The 15,392-nt window shown below is 69.4% G+C and carries 11 protein-coding genes; 6 read left to right on the top strand and 5 right to left on the bottom strand.

Annotated elements, in window-relative coordinates:
• Window positions 1-153: 153 nt before the first annotated feature.
• The 3 genes from ABEA24_RS32215 to ABEA24_RS32205 all read left to right on the top strand — a co-directional run bounded on the left by ABEA24_RS32215 (window position 154) and on the right by ABEA24_RS32205 (window position 6,049).
• Window positions 154-1,653 carry a family 43 glycosylhydrolase gene (locus tag ABEA24_RS32215; protein ID WP_345435308.1) on the top strand — a complete coding sequence of 500 codons (1,500 nt, stop codon included), beginning with the start codon at window positions 154-156 and terminating at the stop codon, window positions 1,651-1,653.
• Window positions 1,654-1,710: 57 nt separating this feature from the next.
• A complete protein-coding gene (locus ABEA24_RS32210; protein ID WP_345435306.1) occupies window positions 1,711-4,473 on the top strand; it encodes an RICIN domain-containing protein in 2,763 nt (920 codons plus the stop codon).
• A 115-nt stretch (window positions 4,474-4,588) separates the two neighbouring features.
• Window positions 4,589-6,049 (top strand): benzaldehyde dehydrogenase, encoded by a 1,461-nt coding sequence (locus tag ABEA24_RS32205; RefSeq protein ID WP_345435304.1) that lies wholly within the window; start codon window positions 4,589-4,591, stop codon window positions 6,047-6,049.
• On the opposite strand, the gene ABEA24_RS32200 is transcribed toward ABEA24_RS32205, so the two are convergent.
• Window positions 6,037-7,152, bottom strand: a complete 1,116-nt coding sequence (locus tag ABEA24_RS32200; RefSeq protein WP_345435301.1) for a cytochrome P450 family protein — start codon at window positions 7,150-7,152, stop codon at window positions 6,037-6,039. The two genes, ABEA24_RS32205 and ABEA24_RS32200, sit on opposite strands and share 13 nt — an antisense overlap.
• A 182-nt stretch (window positions 7,153-7,334) precedes the next feature.
• On the bottom strand, window positions 7,335-8,741 hold the full coding sequence (locus tag ABEA24_RS32195; protein ID WP_345435299.1) for an FAD-dependent oxidoreductase: 1,407 nt from the start codon (window positions 8,739-8,741) through the stop codon (window positions 7,335-7,337).
• 214 nt (window positions 8,742-8,955) lie between these two features.
• On the opposite strand from ABEA24_RS32195, the gene ABEA24_RS32190 reads away from it, so the two are divergent.
• Together ABEA24_RS32190 and ABEA24_RS32185 are read left to right on the top strand one after the other, a co-directional pair.
• A complete protein-coding gene (locus tag ABEA24_RS32190) occupies window positions 8,956-11,412 on the top strand; it encodes an ATP-binding protein (RefSeq protein ID WP_345435297.1) in 2,457 nt (818 codons plus the stop codon).
• 72 nt (window positions 11,413-11,484) lie between these two features.
• Entirely contained in the window at window positions 11,485-12,165 is a 681-nt protein-coding gene (locus ABEA24_RS32185) for a YceI family protein (RefSeq protein ID WP_345435295.1), read from the top strand.
• 18 nt (window positions 12,166-12,183) lie between these two features.
• Here the strand turns inward: ABEA24_RS32185 and ABEA24_RS32180 are convergent, their stop codons facing one another.
• From ABEA24_RS32180 to ABEA24_RS32170, 3 genes are all read right to left on the bottom strand, one after another.
• Window positions 12,184-12,855 carry a LysE family translocator gene (locus ABEA24_RS32180; protein WP_345435293.1) on the bottom strand — a complete coding sequence of 224 codons (672 nt, stop codon included), beginning with the start codon at window positions 12,853-12,855 and terminating at the stop codon, window positions 12,184-12,186.
• A complete protein-coding gene (locus ABEA24_RS32175) occupies window positions 12,852-13,631 on the bottom strand; it encodes a PIG-L family deacetylase (protein WP_345435291.1) in 780 nt (259 codons plus the stop codon). Before ABEA24_RS32175 ends, ABEA24_RS32180 begins: the two co-directional genes overlap by 4 nt.
• 77 nt (window positions 13,632-13,708) lie before the next feature.
• A complete protein-coding gene (locus tag ABEA24_RS32170) occupies window positions 13,709-14,335 on the bottom strand; it encodes a TetR/AcrR family transcriptional regulator (RefSeq protein WP_345435289.1) in 627 nt (208 codons plus the stop codon).
• 85 nt (window positions 14,336-14,420) lie between these two features.
• Here ABEA24_RS32170 and ABEA24_RS32165 point away from each other — a divergent pair, with 85 nt between their 5' ends.
• Window positions 14,421-15,368 (top strand): SDR family oxidoreductase, encoded by a 948-nt coding sequence (locus ABEA24_RS32165; protein WP_345435287.1) that lies wholly within the window; start codon window positions 14,421-14,423, stop codon window positions 15,366-15,368.
• The last annotated feature ends 24 nt before the right edge of the window (window positions 15,369-15,392 follow it).

Below are 15,392 nucleotides of genomic sequence, written 5' to 3'. Positions count from 1 at the left end.
GCGCTTGAGCGGTCCATGAAAGACCCTTGCCAGCCCCTGGACGATCATCAACAATTGGGGCACCTCCGCCGGTGACCGGGTAGGCGCACTTCTTACGGACGGCGCTTTCACTGTCGTGAGTCCTCTGCCACGCCTACCCGTTATGGGGGTTCCGTGCGGCGCTCACGAGTCCTGTTCCACCTGTCCGCGGCCCTGCTCCTCACGACCGTGCTGTCCATCCCCGGTACGGCCGAGGCCGCGGCGTCCTTCTCCTCGACCGCTGTGAATCAGAACGGCGGTAACTGCATGGACGTGCCCTGGGGTTCGTCCGATGACATCCAGCTCATCCAGTGGTCCTGCAACGACGGGACCAATCAGACCTTCACCTTCACCCCGGTGTCGGGCACGAGCGATCAGTACACGATCGGCACCGTGACCGGCGGTAAGTGTGCCGGCGTCTCCGGTGCCTCCACCGCCGACAACGCCCAGGTCATGCAGTCGGCGTGCACCGGGCAGGACAGCCAGAAGTTCCAGCTCGCGGCGGTGTCGGCGGGCAACAAGACGTTCAACCTCAAGGCCGTCCACTCCGGCAAGTGCATCGTGCCCTCGGGCGATTCCTCGGCCTCCAACACCGGCCTGGTCCAGCTGCCCTGCAGTTCGGCGACCTCCCGCGTCTGGCAGCTGCCGAACTACACCGCAGGGGGCACCACGGGCGGGACCTACACCAACCCGCTCGACCTGCACGGTCCGGACCCGTGGATGACGTACTACAACGGTTACTACTACCTGGCCACGACCACGTGGAACTCCACGATCACCATGCGGAAGGCCACCACGCTGCGCGGGCTGGCCTCCGCCCCGGACCAGGTGATCTTCAACCTGACCCGGTCCAACGGCTGCTGCAACATGTGGGCGCCGGAGTTCCACCTGCTGGGCGGGCCTAACGGGCCGCGCTGGTACCTCTACTACGTCGCGGGGGCGAACGTCTCCGACTACCTCGGCACCCAGCGCATCCACGTACTGGAGAGCGCCGGCACCGACCCGATGGGCCCCTACACCTTCAAGGCCGACCTGCTCGACCCCACCGCGGACAACACGTGGGAGCTCGACCCGTCGATCCTGCAGCTGAACGGCAACCTCTACCTGCTCGGGACCTACTACAACGGCTCCCAGCCGATGTTCATCCGGCCGCTGAGCAACCCGTGGACGGCGAGCGGGACCCGTCATCTGCTCGCGACGCCGACGTACGGCTGGGAGACGGTCGGGGGAGCGGTGAACGAGGCGCCCGAAGTGCTCCAGCACGGCGGCAAGACCTTCGTCGTCTTCTCCGCCAGCCACTGCTCCACGCCGGACTACAAGCTCGGCCTGCTCACCTACAACGGCGGTGACCCGCTGAACTCGTCGTCCTGGGTGAAGTCGTCGACACCGGTCTTCCAGCGCTCGGACGCCAACGGCGTCTACGGCCCGGGCCACAACGGCTTCTTCACCTCGCCCGACGGCACCGAGAGCTGGATGGTCTACCACGCCAACGACTCGGCGGGCGGCGGCTGCGACATGAACCGCACCACGCGGGCGCAGAAGTTCACCTGGAACGCCGACGGCACGCCGAACTTCGGCACCCCGGTGCGCCTCGGGACGACGCTGCCCGCCCCCGCCGGCGAGCCCGCCTCCTGACACCCCGATCGCATCACCCGCCCTTGCCCCAGCCCCCGCCAGAAAGGATGTGATCACGTGAGACGTTCCCGCCTGCTCTCGCTCTGCGGAGCCGGGATCCTCGCCGTGGCCACCGGGCTCTCCACCGCGAGCCCGGCGGCAGCGGCGGCGACCTTCTCCTCGACCGTCGTGAATCAGAACGGCGGTAACTGCATGGACGTGCCCTGGGGTTCGTCCGATGACATCCAGCTCATCCAGTGGTCCTGCAACGACGGGACCAATCAGACCTTCACCTTCACCCCGGTGTCGGGCACGAGCGATCAGTACACGATCGGCACCGTGACCGGCGGTAAGTGTGCCGGCGTCTCCGGTGCCTCCACCGCCGACAACGCCCAGGTCATGCAGTCGGCGTGCACCGGGCAGGACAGCCAGAAGTTCCAGCTCGCGGCGGTGTCGGCGGGCAACAAGACGTTCAACCTCAAGGCCGTCCACTCCGGCAAGTGCATCGTGCCCTCGGGCGATTCCTCGGCCTCCAACACCGGCCTGGTCCAGCTGCCCTGCAGTTCGGCGACCTCCCGGGTCTGGCAGGTGCCGAACTACACGACCCAGGGCGGAGGCGGCGGGACCGGCACCTACGAGGGCTACCCGGCCCTGCCCGCATACAACGTGTGCGGGAACTCCGGCCTCGGGCGGTCGTACGGGACGAACTTCCCCACCCCCAACGACCCGTACTCCCAGGGCTACTACAACACCAGCGCGCTCGGCTGGGACGGCAACTACTGGCCGGTGACGACCTTCCTGTCCGGGTCGTACTTCGCGCGTGGCGTCAACAGCGTCTACAGCTCGCAGTACTGCGGCGGGATGTACTCCTTCAGCGCCTACAACTACGGCGGCACCCACCCGGCGCAGTCGGTCCAGTGGACCATGGACAACGGCTACCTGCCCGCCCTGAAGACGCAGTTCACCAGCGGCTCGGTCACCGTCGCCATCAAGAACTTCGCGAACAAGGTGACGCTGAACGGCAGCGCCTTCATGCTGATCTACACCCGGGTCTCGGTGACCAACAAGGGCTCGAGCTCGGTGACCGTGCCGCCCGGCGGGTCCGGGCCCAACCTCGTACGGCTGACGAGTTCCTCGCTCGACACCGTCGCGCCCGGCGCGACCAGCAACCACGACTTCGTGGCCGCGGTCGACAACTTCGGCAGCGGGGCGGCCTTCCCCAGCACCAGCACGCTGTCCTCCAGCGCGCCGGACTACGACACCGCCTACAGCCAGATGTCCTCGTACTGGAACGGCCGGCTGGGCGAGCTGAACACCTTCGCGCTGCCGAACATCACCCTGCCCAACACCGGGAGCCTGGCCAACCCGGGCACCGCGATGACCAACGCCTACAAGGCGGCCACGGCCTACAACCTGATCATGCAGGTGGGCAAGGCGCAGTTCTCGGCCGCCAACAACTACGCCTACATCCTCAACCACGACGTGCCCGGCGAGCTGATCGCCAAGCTGTCCACCGGTGACTTCCACGACGCGCAGAACCTCCTGCTCACCGCCCGGATCTCCGAGACGCAGGGCTGGGACGAGAAGGGCGCGAACTGGTACTGGGACGGGGTCTGGAAGACGCCGCAGATCTGGGCGATCTACCTGGCGAAGACGGGTGACACCTCGTTCGTCAACAGCTACTTCCATGACGACTCGGGCGGATCCTCGCCGTGGGGCCCCAGCCTCTACACGATGATGCACACCTACTACCAGGGCCAGCTCGACTCCGACGGCACGCTGCGGAGCAACTTCGACAACGACTCGACCGGCAAGTGGCTGTTCAGCAACTACTCCGCGCTGATCGGCCTCGCGTCCTACAAGTACATCGCGACCAGGCTCGGCCTGACCTCGGAGGCGACGTACGCGGACACCGCCTACACCAACCTGCTGAACGCCCTGAACAGGGTCGTGGGCAACAACCAGTCGGCCAACGGCTTCAACTACCTGCCGTGCGAGGTCGACAAGCCCAACAGCGCCAACCGCTGCAACACCTTCAACGACGCCAACTGGGCCTCGCCGGCCTGGGCGGGACAGAACCAGTTCGACACCATGCTGATGGGCGGCACGCTGAACGGCGTCATCGGTGACCCCGGTCAGATCGACCGGATGTACCAGTGGGGCTACGCCCGGCTGTCCGCGCAGGGCTACCCCTATCCGACCTTCGGCGCCTTCAACGGCTACTCCACCGGCTACAACACCTTCTACGCATCCGACGGCCTCTTCAGCAACAACTACCGCGACCTGCCGATCACCAGCTACGCCTGGCAGCTGGCGACCACGACCGGCGGCCCGAACGCCTGGTGGGAGGCCAACGGCAGCGGCCCGAGCTCGTCGAACCCGTGGGCCGGCAACCACGCGGGCCCGGAGTTCGGCGCCTGCCCGTACGCCTGGCCGCTCGCGGGACAGCAGCTGGGGCTCCTCAACTCCGTCGTCGCCGAGGGCCTGTCGTCCAGCGGCTCCGGCCCGTACACCTACAGCCGGCCGCTCTACATCGGCCGCGGCATCCCCAACGCCTGGCTGGCGGCCGGGCAGACCGTCTCGGTCAGCAACCTGACCTCGTCGTACAACGTGAGCAGCGGCGCGCGCAGCACGTACGGGGTCTCGATCGCGGTCACGAACCCGGGCGCCCGGGTCATCACCGTGAACATCACCGGCACCACGCCCGGCGGCACCGCCTACATCTCGCTGCCCGTCTTCTACAGCTCCTCGGTGACCTCGGTGACCGGCGGAAGCTACAACTCCAGCACCCACACGGTGACGGCCACCGGCAACACGATCACCATCAACCTCAACAACTGATCACCGCGACCGTGCCGGGCAGCGCCGCTGCCCGGCACGGTTCGTTCAGGCCTTTGGCGGCCTTAACTCCGGGCGTAGGCTGACGAATCCGCTCGAAGAGGAGGAAGGGCGCATCATGGCTCTGCTGGACGAGAAGACCTGGACGGGCTCGGTGTTCGGCGACGGCTGGTACGAGCCGTCCGGGGGAGACGCGCCCGTCGTGGAGCCCGCCACCGGGGCCGAACTCGGGCGGACCGGCGTCGCCGCGAGCGAGGACATCGCCCGCGCCGGGGCCGAGGCGGCCAAGGCCCAGCGGGGCTGGGCCGCCACCTCGTTCGAGGAGCGCGCGGCGGTGCTCCGCCGCGCCGGCCTGCTGTTCGAGCGGCACGCCGCCGAGATCGAGCAGTGGATCGTCCGCGAGACCGGCGCCATTCCGCCCAAGGCGGCCCTGGAGACCCACATCGCCGCCCAGGAGTGCTACGAGGCGTCCGCGCTCGCCTCCCACCCGCTCGGCGACATCCTGCCGACCGCCAAGAAGCGCCTCAGCCTCGCCCGCCGGGTACCCGCGGGCGTCGTCGGGGTGATCGCGCCCTTCAACTTTCCGCTCATCCTCGGCATCCGGTCGGTCGCCCCGGCCCTCGCCCTCGGCAACGCCGTCGTGCTCAAGCCCGACCCCCGTACGGCCGTGTCCGGAGGCGTCGTCATCGCCCGCGTCCTCGAGGAGGCCGGGCTGCCCGCCGGAGTCCTGCACATGCTGCCCGGCGGGGCCGACGCCGGGGAGGCGCTCGTCGCCGACCCGCACGTCCGGGTCATCTCCTTCACCGGCTCCACCGCCGCCGGCCGTGCCGTCGGGGCGGCGGCGGGGCGCCACCTCAAGCGCGCCCACCTGGAACTCGGCGGCAACTCCGCCCTCATCGTCCTCGACGACGCCGACCTCGACCTGGCGGTGTCCGCGGCGGCGTTCGGCTCGTTCATGCACCAGGGCCAGATCTGCATGACCACCGGACGGCACCTCGTGCACGAGCGGATCGCCGGCGAGTACGTCGAGCGGCTCGCCGCCAAGGCCGACGGCCTGCCCGTCGGGGACCCCGCCACCGAGCAGGTCGCCCTCGGCCCCATCATCGACGAGGACCAGCGCGACCGCGTGCACTCCCTGGTCACCGCGAGCGTCGACGCGGGCGCGCGCCTGGCCGCCGGCGGCACGTACGAGAGGCTGTTCTACCGCCCGACCGTCCTCGCCGACGTCACCCCGCAGACCCCGGCGTACGCGAACGAGGTTTTCGGCCCGGTCGCCCCCGTCAGCGCGTTCGGCTCCGTGGAGGAGGCGGTCGAACTGGCCGTCGGCACCGAGTACGGCCTGTCCCTCGGCATCCTCACCCGCGACGTCATGAAGGCACTCGACCTGGCCGAGCGCATCCCCAGCGGCATCGTGCACATCAACGACCAGACCGTCGACGACGAGGCGGTCGCCCCGTTCGGCGGCGTCGGCGCGTCGGGCACCGGCTCGCGATTCGGCGGCGCGGCGGCGAACGTCGAGGCGTTCACCGAGACGCAGTGGGTCACCATGCAGGGCGACATCGCCCGCTATCCGTTCTGAGCGGCGACCGTGCGATCTCCCCCGGTCACCGGGGGAAATCGCACGGGAAGCGCGGTCAGGGCCCGATGGAACGGGCCCGGCCGCCAGTCCAGCTCGGCGGCCGACACGGTCGGCTCCATCCCGGGCACCATGTCGAGCAGGCTCTCGATGGCCACCGTGGCGATGAGCTGCGCGGGCCGCTTGGCCGGGCAGGCGTGCGGACCCGCGCCCCAGGCCAGATGGGCACGGTTGCCGATCCTGCTGCCGGAAGCCGTGGACGGATCGGTGTTGGCGGCGGCGAAGCTGATGACCACCGGCTGGTCGGCGGGCAGGACGACCCCTCGGAACTCGATGTCCCGTTCGGGATAGGTGAAGGCGAAGTTCGCGATCGGGGGGTCCGTCCACAGGAGCTCGTCGAGCGCGTCCTCGACGAGCAGATCGCCGCCCCAGACGGAACCGGAGACCTGGTCGCTCATCAGCATCAGCCGCAGGGTGTTGGCGATGAGGTTCTGCTCCGGCTCGGCGCCGCCTCCCATGAGAACGAGGACCTGGTGCAGCGCCTCCTCGTCGGTCAGACCTGCCGGATGGGCCAGGATCCGGGAGGTCAGATCCTGGTCGGGGCGCCAGCGCTTGAGGGCGATGAGCTCGGCCACGCCGTGTGTCAGCTCGGCGTCCCCCTGCCGGGTGTCGACGCCGTCGAAGATCTTCTTGTACCCGGAGGCGAGCCGCGCACCGAGGTCGGCGGGGCAGCCGAGAACCCGCCCGAGAACCATGAGCGGCAACGGCCGGGCGAACTGGCTGAGCAGGTCGGCCTCTCCCGCGGAGCGGAACTCACGGACCAGGGCTTCGGCGCTGTGCTCGACGTGGGCGCGGAGCACATCGGGCTCGATGGCTCCCAGCCCGTCGGTCACCGCCTGCCGGAGTCGTGAGTGGACCGGCCCGTCGGTGTACATACAGTTCGGCCGATACATCATCAGTGGCAGGACGGGGCAGTCCGCGGGGACGCCCCGCTGCCAACGGCGTGGATCCTTGGGGAAGGTATGAGGGTCGCGCAGGACCTCCAGCGCGGCCGCGTATCCGATCACGAGCATCGCGGGAACACCGGGTGCCAGCTCGACCGGCACCACGTCGCCGTATCGGCGAAGCCGCGCATACGTACGTGCCGGGTCCGCAGCGAATTCCGGGTCGAAGAGCCGTGTGCGGACCGGGTGCGCGGGCGGACTCGGCCACGAGCTCGGTGTCGATTCTCCGGGAGAGGCGGCCACTCGTGACTCCTCGCTTTCAGGAGGGCGGGGGAGGGACTCCATCAGCCGGCGACTCGCTGCCGGGATCTCTGCGATCGCGTGACACGAGCGGCACGGAACAGCGTGCCCGGCCGGATGAGGTCGTTGGGGTGGGTCCGCATGTGCGCCACCTGCAAGAAGCGCTGATTCATCTCCGTGTCGACGACGGACGCCCGCAATATGAGGTCGCTTATCCGCCGTGCGATCCGGTAACCGCGTGGGTAGGGCCCATTGACGTGTGGCAGTGCGAGGTCGTTGAGCGTGGACGTCTGCCAAGCGGCGTCGACGACGACCCGGACGAGTTCGAAATAGTCTCGGGCGGGTTTCGCCAACGATGTGACGGATCTCAGATAGGCCGACAGGCAGGATGCATGAAGCGCGGCCGATGACATGCCCTGTCCGTAGACGGGGTTGAAGGATGCCACGGCGTCGCCCACGGCGACCAGGCCGGCGGGGAGGTTGCGAATCAGATGGAAATCACGTCGCCTGGAGTCGGCCTGTCGATAGGTCGCGACCGGGCTGATCATCTGGCATTTATCGGCCACCTCCGCGAACACCGGCGGTAGCCGTCGGCAACGCTCCCGGAAATCCTCGGGATCGTTGGTCGGGCGGTCATCGGCGAATCCCGCCAACAGCATGGTCCAGCGGTCTCCCTCGACCGCGGTCAGCGCACTTACTCCGGCTCGGCGCCCGCCCTGTGGAAGAACGATCGCCTGTACGCTGGTGGCCCCGTGTGAATCGCCGCCTCGACGAAAGACCGCAGTAGCGTAATTGAGGTCGATTCCGATGCGCCGCATTTCCGGACGTTGCAGGCCGGCGCGCTCCAGCCAGTCGCTCAACCGGCTTGATCGGCCCATCGCATCGACCACCAGGTCGGCGGCCATGCTCTTGATCTCGTCGGCGGGCTCGCCGGCGAGGGTGCACCGCACACCGGAGACTCGGCCCTCGGCGAAGGCCAGGTCACGTACCTGCGCGCGGATGAAGTGGACGTTCGGCAGAGAGAGCGTCCTCGCGCGCACATGGACTTCCAAGAACGGGCGGCTGGCGCTGATCATCTCATCGGACGCGGGGGCCTTGACGATGCCGTTGACGTACATGCGGATCGCGTCGTCGCGGGAGAGCACGGCACCCGCCGCGATCAGGTCACGAGAGAATCCGGGGAACCAACGATCCATCTGTATCCGGCCGCCGTCCAGCAGCGCGTGCACCTGCGTGCTCTGCGGCGCCCCCGGCCGCCCCGCGGCCGCCGCCTCCAGGTCGTCCCGTTCGATGATCACGACCTCGGTGGCGTGTTCGCTCAGGACCCGCGCCGCGAGCAGGCCGGCGATGCTGCCGCCCAGCACGACGGCGCGCCGTAGCACGACCCGGCTGTCGGCCGGTGGTTGTGAAGTCCCGAGCTCCCGGAAGCGACGGGACGATTTCCTGCTCATTCGTGTGCGCTACCTCGATCAAGATATGTCCGGTGTGCCAGCCGTTGGACAGCATGCGATCGGGAGGGTCCCCCGGCATCCGTACTCTTACCGAGTCCGGCACGGAACCACGGGCCCGCCGGTGGCCGGTGTCATCGGCGGAGGCCCGGCCGGGCCGCTCCTGCTGGTGATCACTACGATGGCATCTTGATCTGACGCGGCCCCTGAAAGAGGCGTGTACGGCGGAGACCGGATCCGGGCGGTGTCGGTGGCGGAGCGGACCGAGAACAGATGGCGCGGCGGCTACGTTCCGGCCGAGCTGAACGGTTTCGTCGGGCGGCGGGAGTTGCTCGCCACGGCGAAGGCGAAACTGGCCGACCCCCGGGTGAGGCTTCTCTCTCTGACCGGCACCGGCGGAACGGGTAAGACGCGGCTCGCGATGCGGCTGGCGCACGAGGCACGCCGGTCCTATCGCGACGGTGTGTGGTGGGTGGACCTCGCCTCCCTCGTCGACCCGTCCTTGGTCGGCAGGGCGATCGTCGGCGCACTGCCCATCGACGACGTGTCGGCGCGCGAGTTCGGCGACGTCCTGATCACGGCGCTGGCCGACCGGGCGCTGCTGCTGATGCTGGACAACTGCGAGCACCTCATCGAGGCGATCGCACCTCTTGTGGTCCGCCTCCTGCGCGGATGCCCTGACCTACGGATCGTCGCGACCAGCCGGGTCCCCCTGCGATGCGAGGGCGAGCACCTGCTGGACGTTCCGCCACTGAGCGTGCCTGCCGATCCCGAACACGCCGTGCCGTCCGAGTCCGAGGCCATGCGCCTCTTCGAAGCGAGGGCCTGCGCGGCACGGGCCGACTTCACGATCACGGCTGAGAACACCGCCGACGTGGCGCGCCTCGCCCGGCTGCTCGACGGGATCCCGCTGGCGATCGAGCTGGCGGCCCCTCTCGTCCGCGTGATGGCGCTCCCCGAGATCGTGTCGCTGTTGTCGACCTTCCGGTTCAGGACCCCGGCGAAGGAGGTGGGTGCCCCGGCCCATCACCGGACCCTGTGGGACAGCTTCGAGTGGAGCTACCAGCTGTGCTCGAAGGACGAGCAGCTGCTGTGGACGCGGCTGGCCGTGTTCGCCGGCAGTTTCACCGTGGACGCCGCGGTGGCCGTCGCCTCGGATGACACGCTCGACGCCGCCCAGGTACCGATGATCCTGCTGGAGCTGGTCGGCAAGAACATCGTCGTGGCCGACACCGACTCGGCCCCCACGCGGTACGCCATGCTCTCGACGGTGCGTGAGTACGGGCAGGCCCGGCTGTCGTCGCTGGAAGAGCACGAGCCCGTCTCCACGCCGGATCGTCCCGTACCCGAGACCGGTGACGCCTCGGCGGCGTACCGCAGGCTCAGGACGCACTTCCTCCACCGGGCCGGCCACTTCGGCCGGCATTGGTACGGGCCGGACGAGACCCGTTACCTGTGGGAGGCCGGTCAGGACCTGCCCAATTACCGGGCCGTCCTCGATCGGTGCGCCTCCGCCACGACGCTTGAGGAGGCCGTGGACGGAGCCAGGATCGCCGTCGCGTTGGCGACCCTTCGCCTGTGGTTCTTCGACGGGTCGCTGGGCGAGGGGCTGCGGGCCCTGCTGCGTGCCGATGAGGCCCTCGTGCGCAACGACGCCCCGGATCCGCTCCGGCTGACCGTGCTCGCCAAGGCGGGCTGGATCGCGCTGTGCCTGGGGGACCAGGCCAACGCCGAGAACCTTCTGGACCGCTGCCGGGTTCTGTCGTCGCGGATGACCGGTGGGGGCGAGGCGGACGGCGCGCTGGCCGGCTACGCCTTCTTCACCGGCGCGGCAGATCTGTTCGTGCGCGGCGCCCCCGCCGTACTCGAGCGGTTCGCCGAGGCGGCAGCCAACCTGACCGCCGCGGACGATCCCGGTACCGTGCCGATGGCGGAGATGTTCCATGCCATCGCCGCCGCGTTCATAGCGGCCGAGGCGGACGCCCTGGCCATCACCGAACGGCACCTGGCCGATACCCGCGCCCACGGCGCGGCCTGGTCGATCACCTGGGCGCAGTGGGCCCGCGCGGTGGCCGAGCTCCGCCACGGCGACCCGCAGACGGCCGTCGCGATGTTCCGATCCGCGCTGCACGCGCAGTGGGACATGGGCGACCGATGGGGGTCGACCTGGTGCGTGGAGTCGCTGGCCTGGTGCGCGGTCGCCCGTGGCCATTTCGAGGAGGCCGCCCTGCTCCTCGGCGCCGCGCAGAACCTGCAGCACACGCTGGGCGTGACGATCAGCCGCCTGCAACCGTGGGCACACGCGCACGCCGCCTGCGTCGATCAGGCGCGCACGGCCCTGGGTGAGGCCTACCACGTCAACGAGGGCTACGGCATGGAGATGGACGTCGACGCCGTCGTCGACCTGGCGCTGGGCCGGCCGTCCGCTCCGCGGGCCGACGCCCCGTCACCGTCAAGAGCCGCCAAGCCGCTGCTCAGCGAGAAACAGCAGGCCGTGGCGGAGCTGATCGCCGAAGGAAAGACCGACAAGCAGATCGCCTCGGTGCTGTTCCTCAGCCCGCGCACGGTTCAGTCGCACGTGAGCGCCATCCTCCGCAGGCTCGGGTTCACCAGCCGTACGGAGATCGCCAAATGGGTCGTCGAACGACAGCGCGAGCCGAGCGGCGGCCTCTGAGGATTCTCTGATTCCGCGCTGGTGGGATGGCGTACGTCCACGCCAGGGAATCGCCGGGAGTCGAGAGAGTTCATGACCCGTAACTGGAAGCGCCTGCTGCTCATCGGAGTAGCCGTCGCCGTCGTCCTCGTCGTCGGAGGGCCGTTCGTCTACATCCACTTCTTCCAGGACAAGGCGCCCGCGCCGCTGTCCGTCTCGGCCTCGCCCCAGGCCGCGACTGGCGCGGCGGTGCCCGCCGACGGCACGTGGAAGGCCGCGGCCGGTTCGCAGGCCGGGTACCGGGTGAAGGAGGTGCTGTTCGGCCAGAACACCGAGGCGGTCGGGCGTACGAACGGCGTCACCGGCGACCTCACCATCGCCGGGACCAAGGCGACCAAGGGGTCGTTCACCGTCGACCTGACCACGGTGAAGAGCGACAAGGACCGGCGCGACCAGCAGTTCCAGGGGCGCATCATGGAGACCGCGAAGTACCCGAAGGCCACCTTCGCCCTCACCGAGCCCATCGACCTCGGCAGCGTGCCCACGGTCGGCGCGAAGATCACCGCGAAGGCCACCGGGAACCTCACGCTCAAGGCGGAGACCAGGAAGGTCACCTTCGACGTCACCGCGTCCCGTACCGCGCCGGGAGCGTTCGACGTGAGCGGGTCGATCCCGGTGAAGTTCGCCGACTGGAAGATCGCCAACCCGAGCTTCGGCCCCATCCAGACGCAGGACAACGGTCAGGTGGAGTTCCTGCTGAAATTCACGAAGTGAACCGTCCCGCCGGTCCGGTCATTTCTCGTCGGCGAGCAGGTTGACGGCGAACCCGAGGAACGCGATCCCGCTGATCTGCTCCATCCGGCGCCGGAAGGACGGCCGCCGGATCCGCTCGGCCAGCGCGTGCGCCGCGCCGGAGACCACCCAGTACCAGACCGCCAGCTCCGCCATGTCCACGGCGCTGAACAGCAGCGTGGTGCTGAACGTCGGTGCGCCGTGCGGGATGAACTGCGGGATCAGGCTCATGTAGAACACGCCGGCCTTGGGATTGAGCAGGTTGGTGCCCATGCCGGAACGGAAGGCGGTGAGCCATCCGCGGGCGGAAGGCACCGCTTTGTCCCCCGGAGACTCGGCAGGAGGTACCGGCTGATCGGACGGCGCACCGGCCGGGGGCGCGCTCGGCCTCCGGGACCGGACCAGCGCCGAGATGCCCAGCCAGGTCAGATAGCCGGCTCCGGCGATGCGCAAGGCGTCGTAGGCCAGGTGTGAGGCGGCGAGCAGTGCGGTGAGTCCCGCAGCCGTCGCGACGGTCCACACCAGGCAGCCGGTGAGGATCCCGAGGGCGGCGGCCACCCCGAAGCGCCGCCCTTGGCCGGCGGAGGTGCGCACGACCAGCAGGGTGTCCAGACCGGGCGTAACGTTGATCAACGCGGCGACCCCGGCGAACGCCAGCACGGCTGTGATCATGCTACGCCGTTCTCCGCGAACAGGTCAGAGCTCCGTGGCGCGGCGAGGTCCCGGCGGATGTACCACTCGGTGCCGAGCAGGCGGTCGCGCTCCTCGTCGGGCAGGCCCGCGAACATCGCGGGGCCCGCCCCGCGCTCGGCCTCTGACTCGTGCGCCTGGAACGCCTCCCACTTGCGGTCCGCCCAGGGCCGTACGTCGACCGTCGTGGTGACCTGCTCGTCGGGCGTTCCCGGCAGGACCTGACCGGGCTCGGGCGGTGCGCCGAAGACCTTCTCCCACTCGGCGCGCACCACCGTGCTGGGAACGGTCACGAGGTACAGCGTCCGCACCCGCCAGGGCTCGCCGGCGTCCGGGTACAGCTGCTCGTAGGCCGCCGCCTCGACCGCGGCCAGGGTCACGCGGTGCGCCCGCACGTGGTCCGGGTGCCCGTAGCCGCCGAAGGCGTCATAGGTGACCACGACGTCCGGCCGGAACTCGCGGATGTGCCCGACCAGCCGCCCCACCGCCTCGTCAACGTCGGCCTCGACGAACCGGTCGTCCTCTCCCGACTCGTTCGTGCCCGCGTCCGCGTAGCCGAGCAGCCGTGGCTCGCCGGCACCCAGGATCGCCAGCGAACGCCGCAGCTCCTCGACGCGCCGCGTCCCCTCCGTCCACGTGCACGTCACGACCCCCGTACGGACGCCGGCCTCGGCGTAGCGCGCCAGCACCCCGCCGGTCCACAGCGCCTCATCATCGGGATGCGCGTGCACGCACAGCAGCCCTCCGTTCACCGTCATGCCCCTTCCCGCTCGTCCGATCGATCATGATCGTAGAGGCGACGGCCGTACTCGGCCGGGTCGATGGTGGGTCTGAGCTAATCCCTCAGTTGAGCGGCGAACATCGGCTCCAGGGCGTTCAGCATGAGCGTTCTGGCGCGTTCCGGTCCGTCGGCGATCCGGCCCGCCATCGCCAGCGACACGCAGCCGTGCAGGTACGCCCAGAGCGTGTCGACCGCGCCGGGGGGATCGGCCAGCTCGGCGCCCCGCGCCTCCGCGATGCCCTGCAACGCGATACGGAAGACCCGGAAGGCGTTCTTGGCCTCCTGTGGAGTCTCGGCCGTGCCGAACGGCACTCCGTCCATGCCGTTCATCGCCTTGTAGAGCTCCGGCGAGGCGAACGCGAACGCCCAGTACGCCTCGGCCATCGCGGCCAACCGCCCCTCGGGAGGGCCCTCCGCGGCCAGGCGCAGCTGCTCGGCCAGCTCGGCGAAGCCGACCATCATCAGCTCGACGAGCAGCTCCTCCTTGCTTGAGAAGTGCTGGTAGAGAACCGGCGCGGTGTATTCGAGCTTGCCGGCGATCCGGCGGATCGTGACCGCGTTCCAGCCTTCCTCGGCGGCGATGCCCCGAGCCGCGTCCAGCAGCCGGGCGCGCATCTCCCGCCGTTCCCGCTCGCGCCGCTTCTTGCTGGCGCTGGGTTCGGGCCGGGCCTTGGTCGTCACGATGTCCTCCCCATTGACGCCGACATCCTATCGCCGGTCTAATCTCTACCAATGTTAGATTTTTGAACATTGATAGGAGAGAAGCATGATCGTCGTGTTCGGCGGGACGGGCAGGGTCGGCCGTCAGATCGTGGAGCGGCTTCGCCAGGAGGGAAGGACGGTGCGCGTCGTCACACGCGATCCGGCCTCGGCGGACGCGGTTCAGGGCGTCGAGGTCGTCGGGGGCGATCTGCACGACCGGCGCACGCTGGTCCGGGCCGTGTCCGGGGCGGAGGTGATCGTCTGCACCGTCCAGGGCGGCGACGGTAGGGGGAACAACGGACCCAAGGGCATCGAGGGCGTGGGGATCCCGAGCCTCATCGGCGTCGCGCGGGACACCGCGGTCGAGAACTTCGTGTACGTCTCGTCGGCCAGCGCCCGCGCCGACAGCCCCGTCGAGTTCTTCCGGCTCAAGTTCGAGGTGGAGCGTGTACTGCGCACCAGCGGCCTGCCGTACTCGATCCTCCGGCCCACCCACCTGATGGACACCTGGGTGGAGATGCTCGCCGAGTCGATCGTCAAGAAGGGAAAGGCCACCGTCTTCGGCTCGGGCGCCAACCCCGTCTCGTGGGTGGCCGGCGAAGACGTCGCCAGGGTCGCCGCCGCGCTCGCCACTCGCCCCGGCGAAGACTGGTCCGCCGACCTCGGCGGGCCCGAGGCGCTACCCCTCACGAAGGTCAACGAGCTCGTCGCGGCCTCGCTGGGCGTGCAGATCACGGGCCGGAACACGATGCCGGTCGGGATGCTTCGGGTGATGAGCCCGCTGACCAGACCGTTCAACGAGGTCCTCGCCCGGCGGATGCGGATGGGGGCACTGCTGGACACCCAGCCGCAGATCGTCGACTCCAGTGTGGTCTGGGCTCGGTTCGGCGAGCCGCTGTCCCTGTCGGCGTGGCTGGAGACCAACCGCCCGGGCGACCGCCGTCGATCGACGGAGAGGGGCGTACACCTACCTCCGGCGAACGGACGTCGACCGGCGGACGGGGGCCACTAGACCATCGGCGCTACCCACGTCGGT

Origin of the sequence: Actinoallomurus vinaceus, from assembly GCF_039542055.1 — a bacterium.
GTDB classification, from domain to species: Bacteria; Actinomycetota; Actinomycetes; order Streptosporangiales; family Streptosporangiaceae; genus Actinoallomurus; species Actinoallomurus vinaceus.
The sequence above is the reverse complement of the archived record's forward strand: the minus strand, read 5'-3'. Positions and strand labels throughout refer to the sequence as shown.

Excerpts from the sequence above, each read along its gene's own strand:
- ABEA24_RS32165 (WP_345435287.1), top strand. The coding sequence starts at position 14,421 with ATGATCGTCGTGTTCGGCGGGACGGGCAGGGTCGGCCGTCAGATCGTG.
- ABEA24_RS32175 (WP_345435291.1), bottom strand. The coding sequence starts at position 13,631 with ATGACGGTGAACGGAGGGCTGCTGTGCGTGCACGCGCATCCCGATGAT.
- ABEA24_RS32180 (WP_345435293.1), bottom strand. The coding sequence starts at position 12,855 with ATGATCACAGCCGTGCTGGCGTTCGCCGGGGTCGCCGCGTTGATCAAC.
- ABEA24_RS32195 (WP_345435299.1), bottom strand. The coding sequence starts at position 8,741 with ATGAGCAGGAAATCGTCCCGTCGCTTCCGGGAGCTCGGGACTTCACAA.
- ABEA24_RS32185 (WP_345435295.1), top strand. The coding sequence starts at position 11,485 with ATGACCCGTAACTGGAAGCGCCTGCTGCTCATCGGAGTAGCCGTCGCC.
- ABEA24_RS32205 (WP_345435304.1), top strand. The coding sequence starts at position 4,589 with ATGGCTCTGCTGGACGAGAAGACCTGGACGGGCTCGGTGTTCGGCGAC.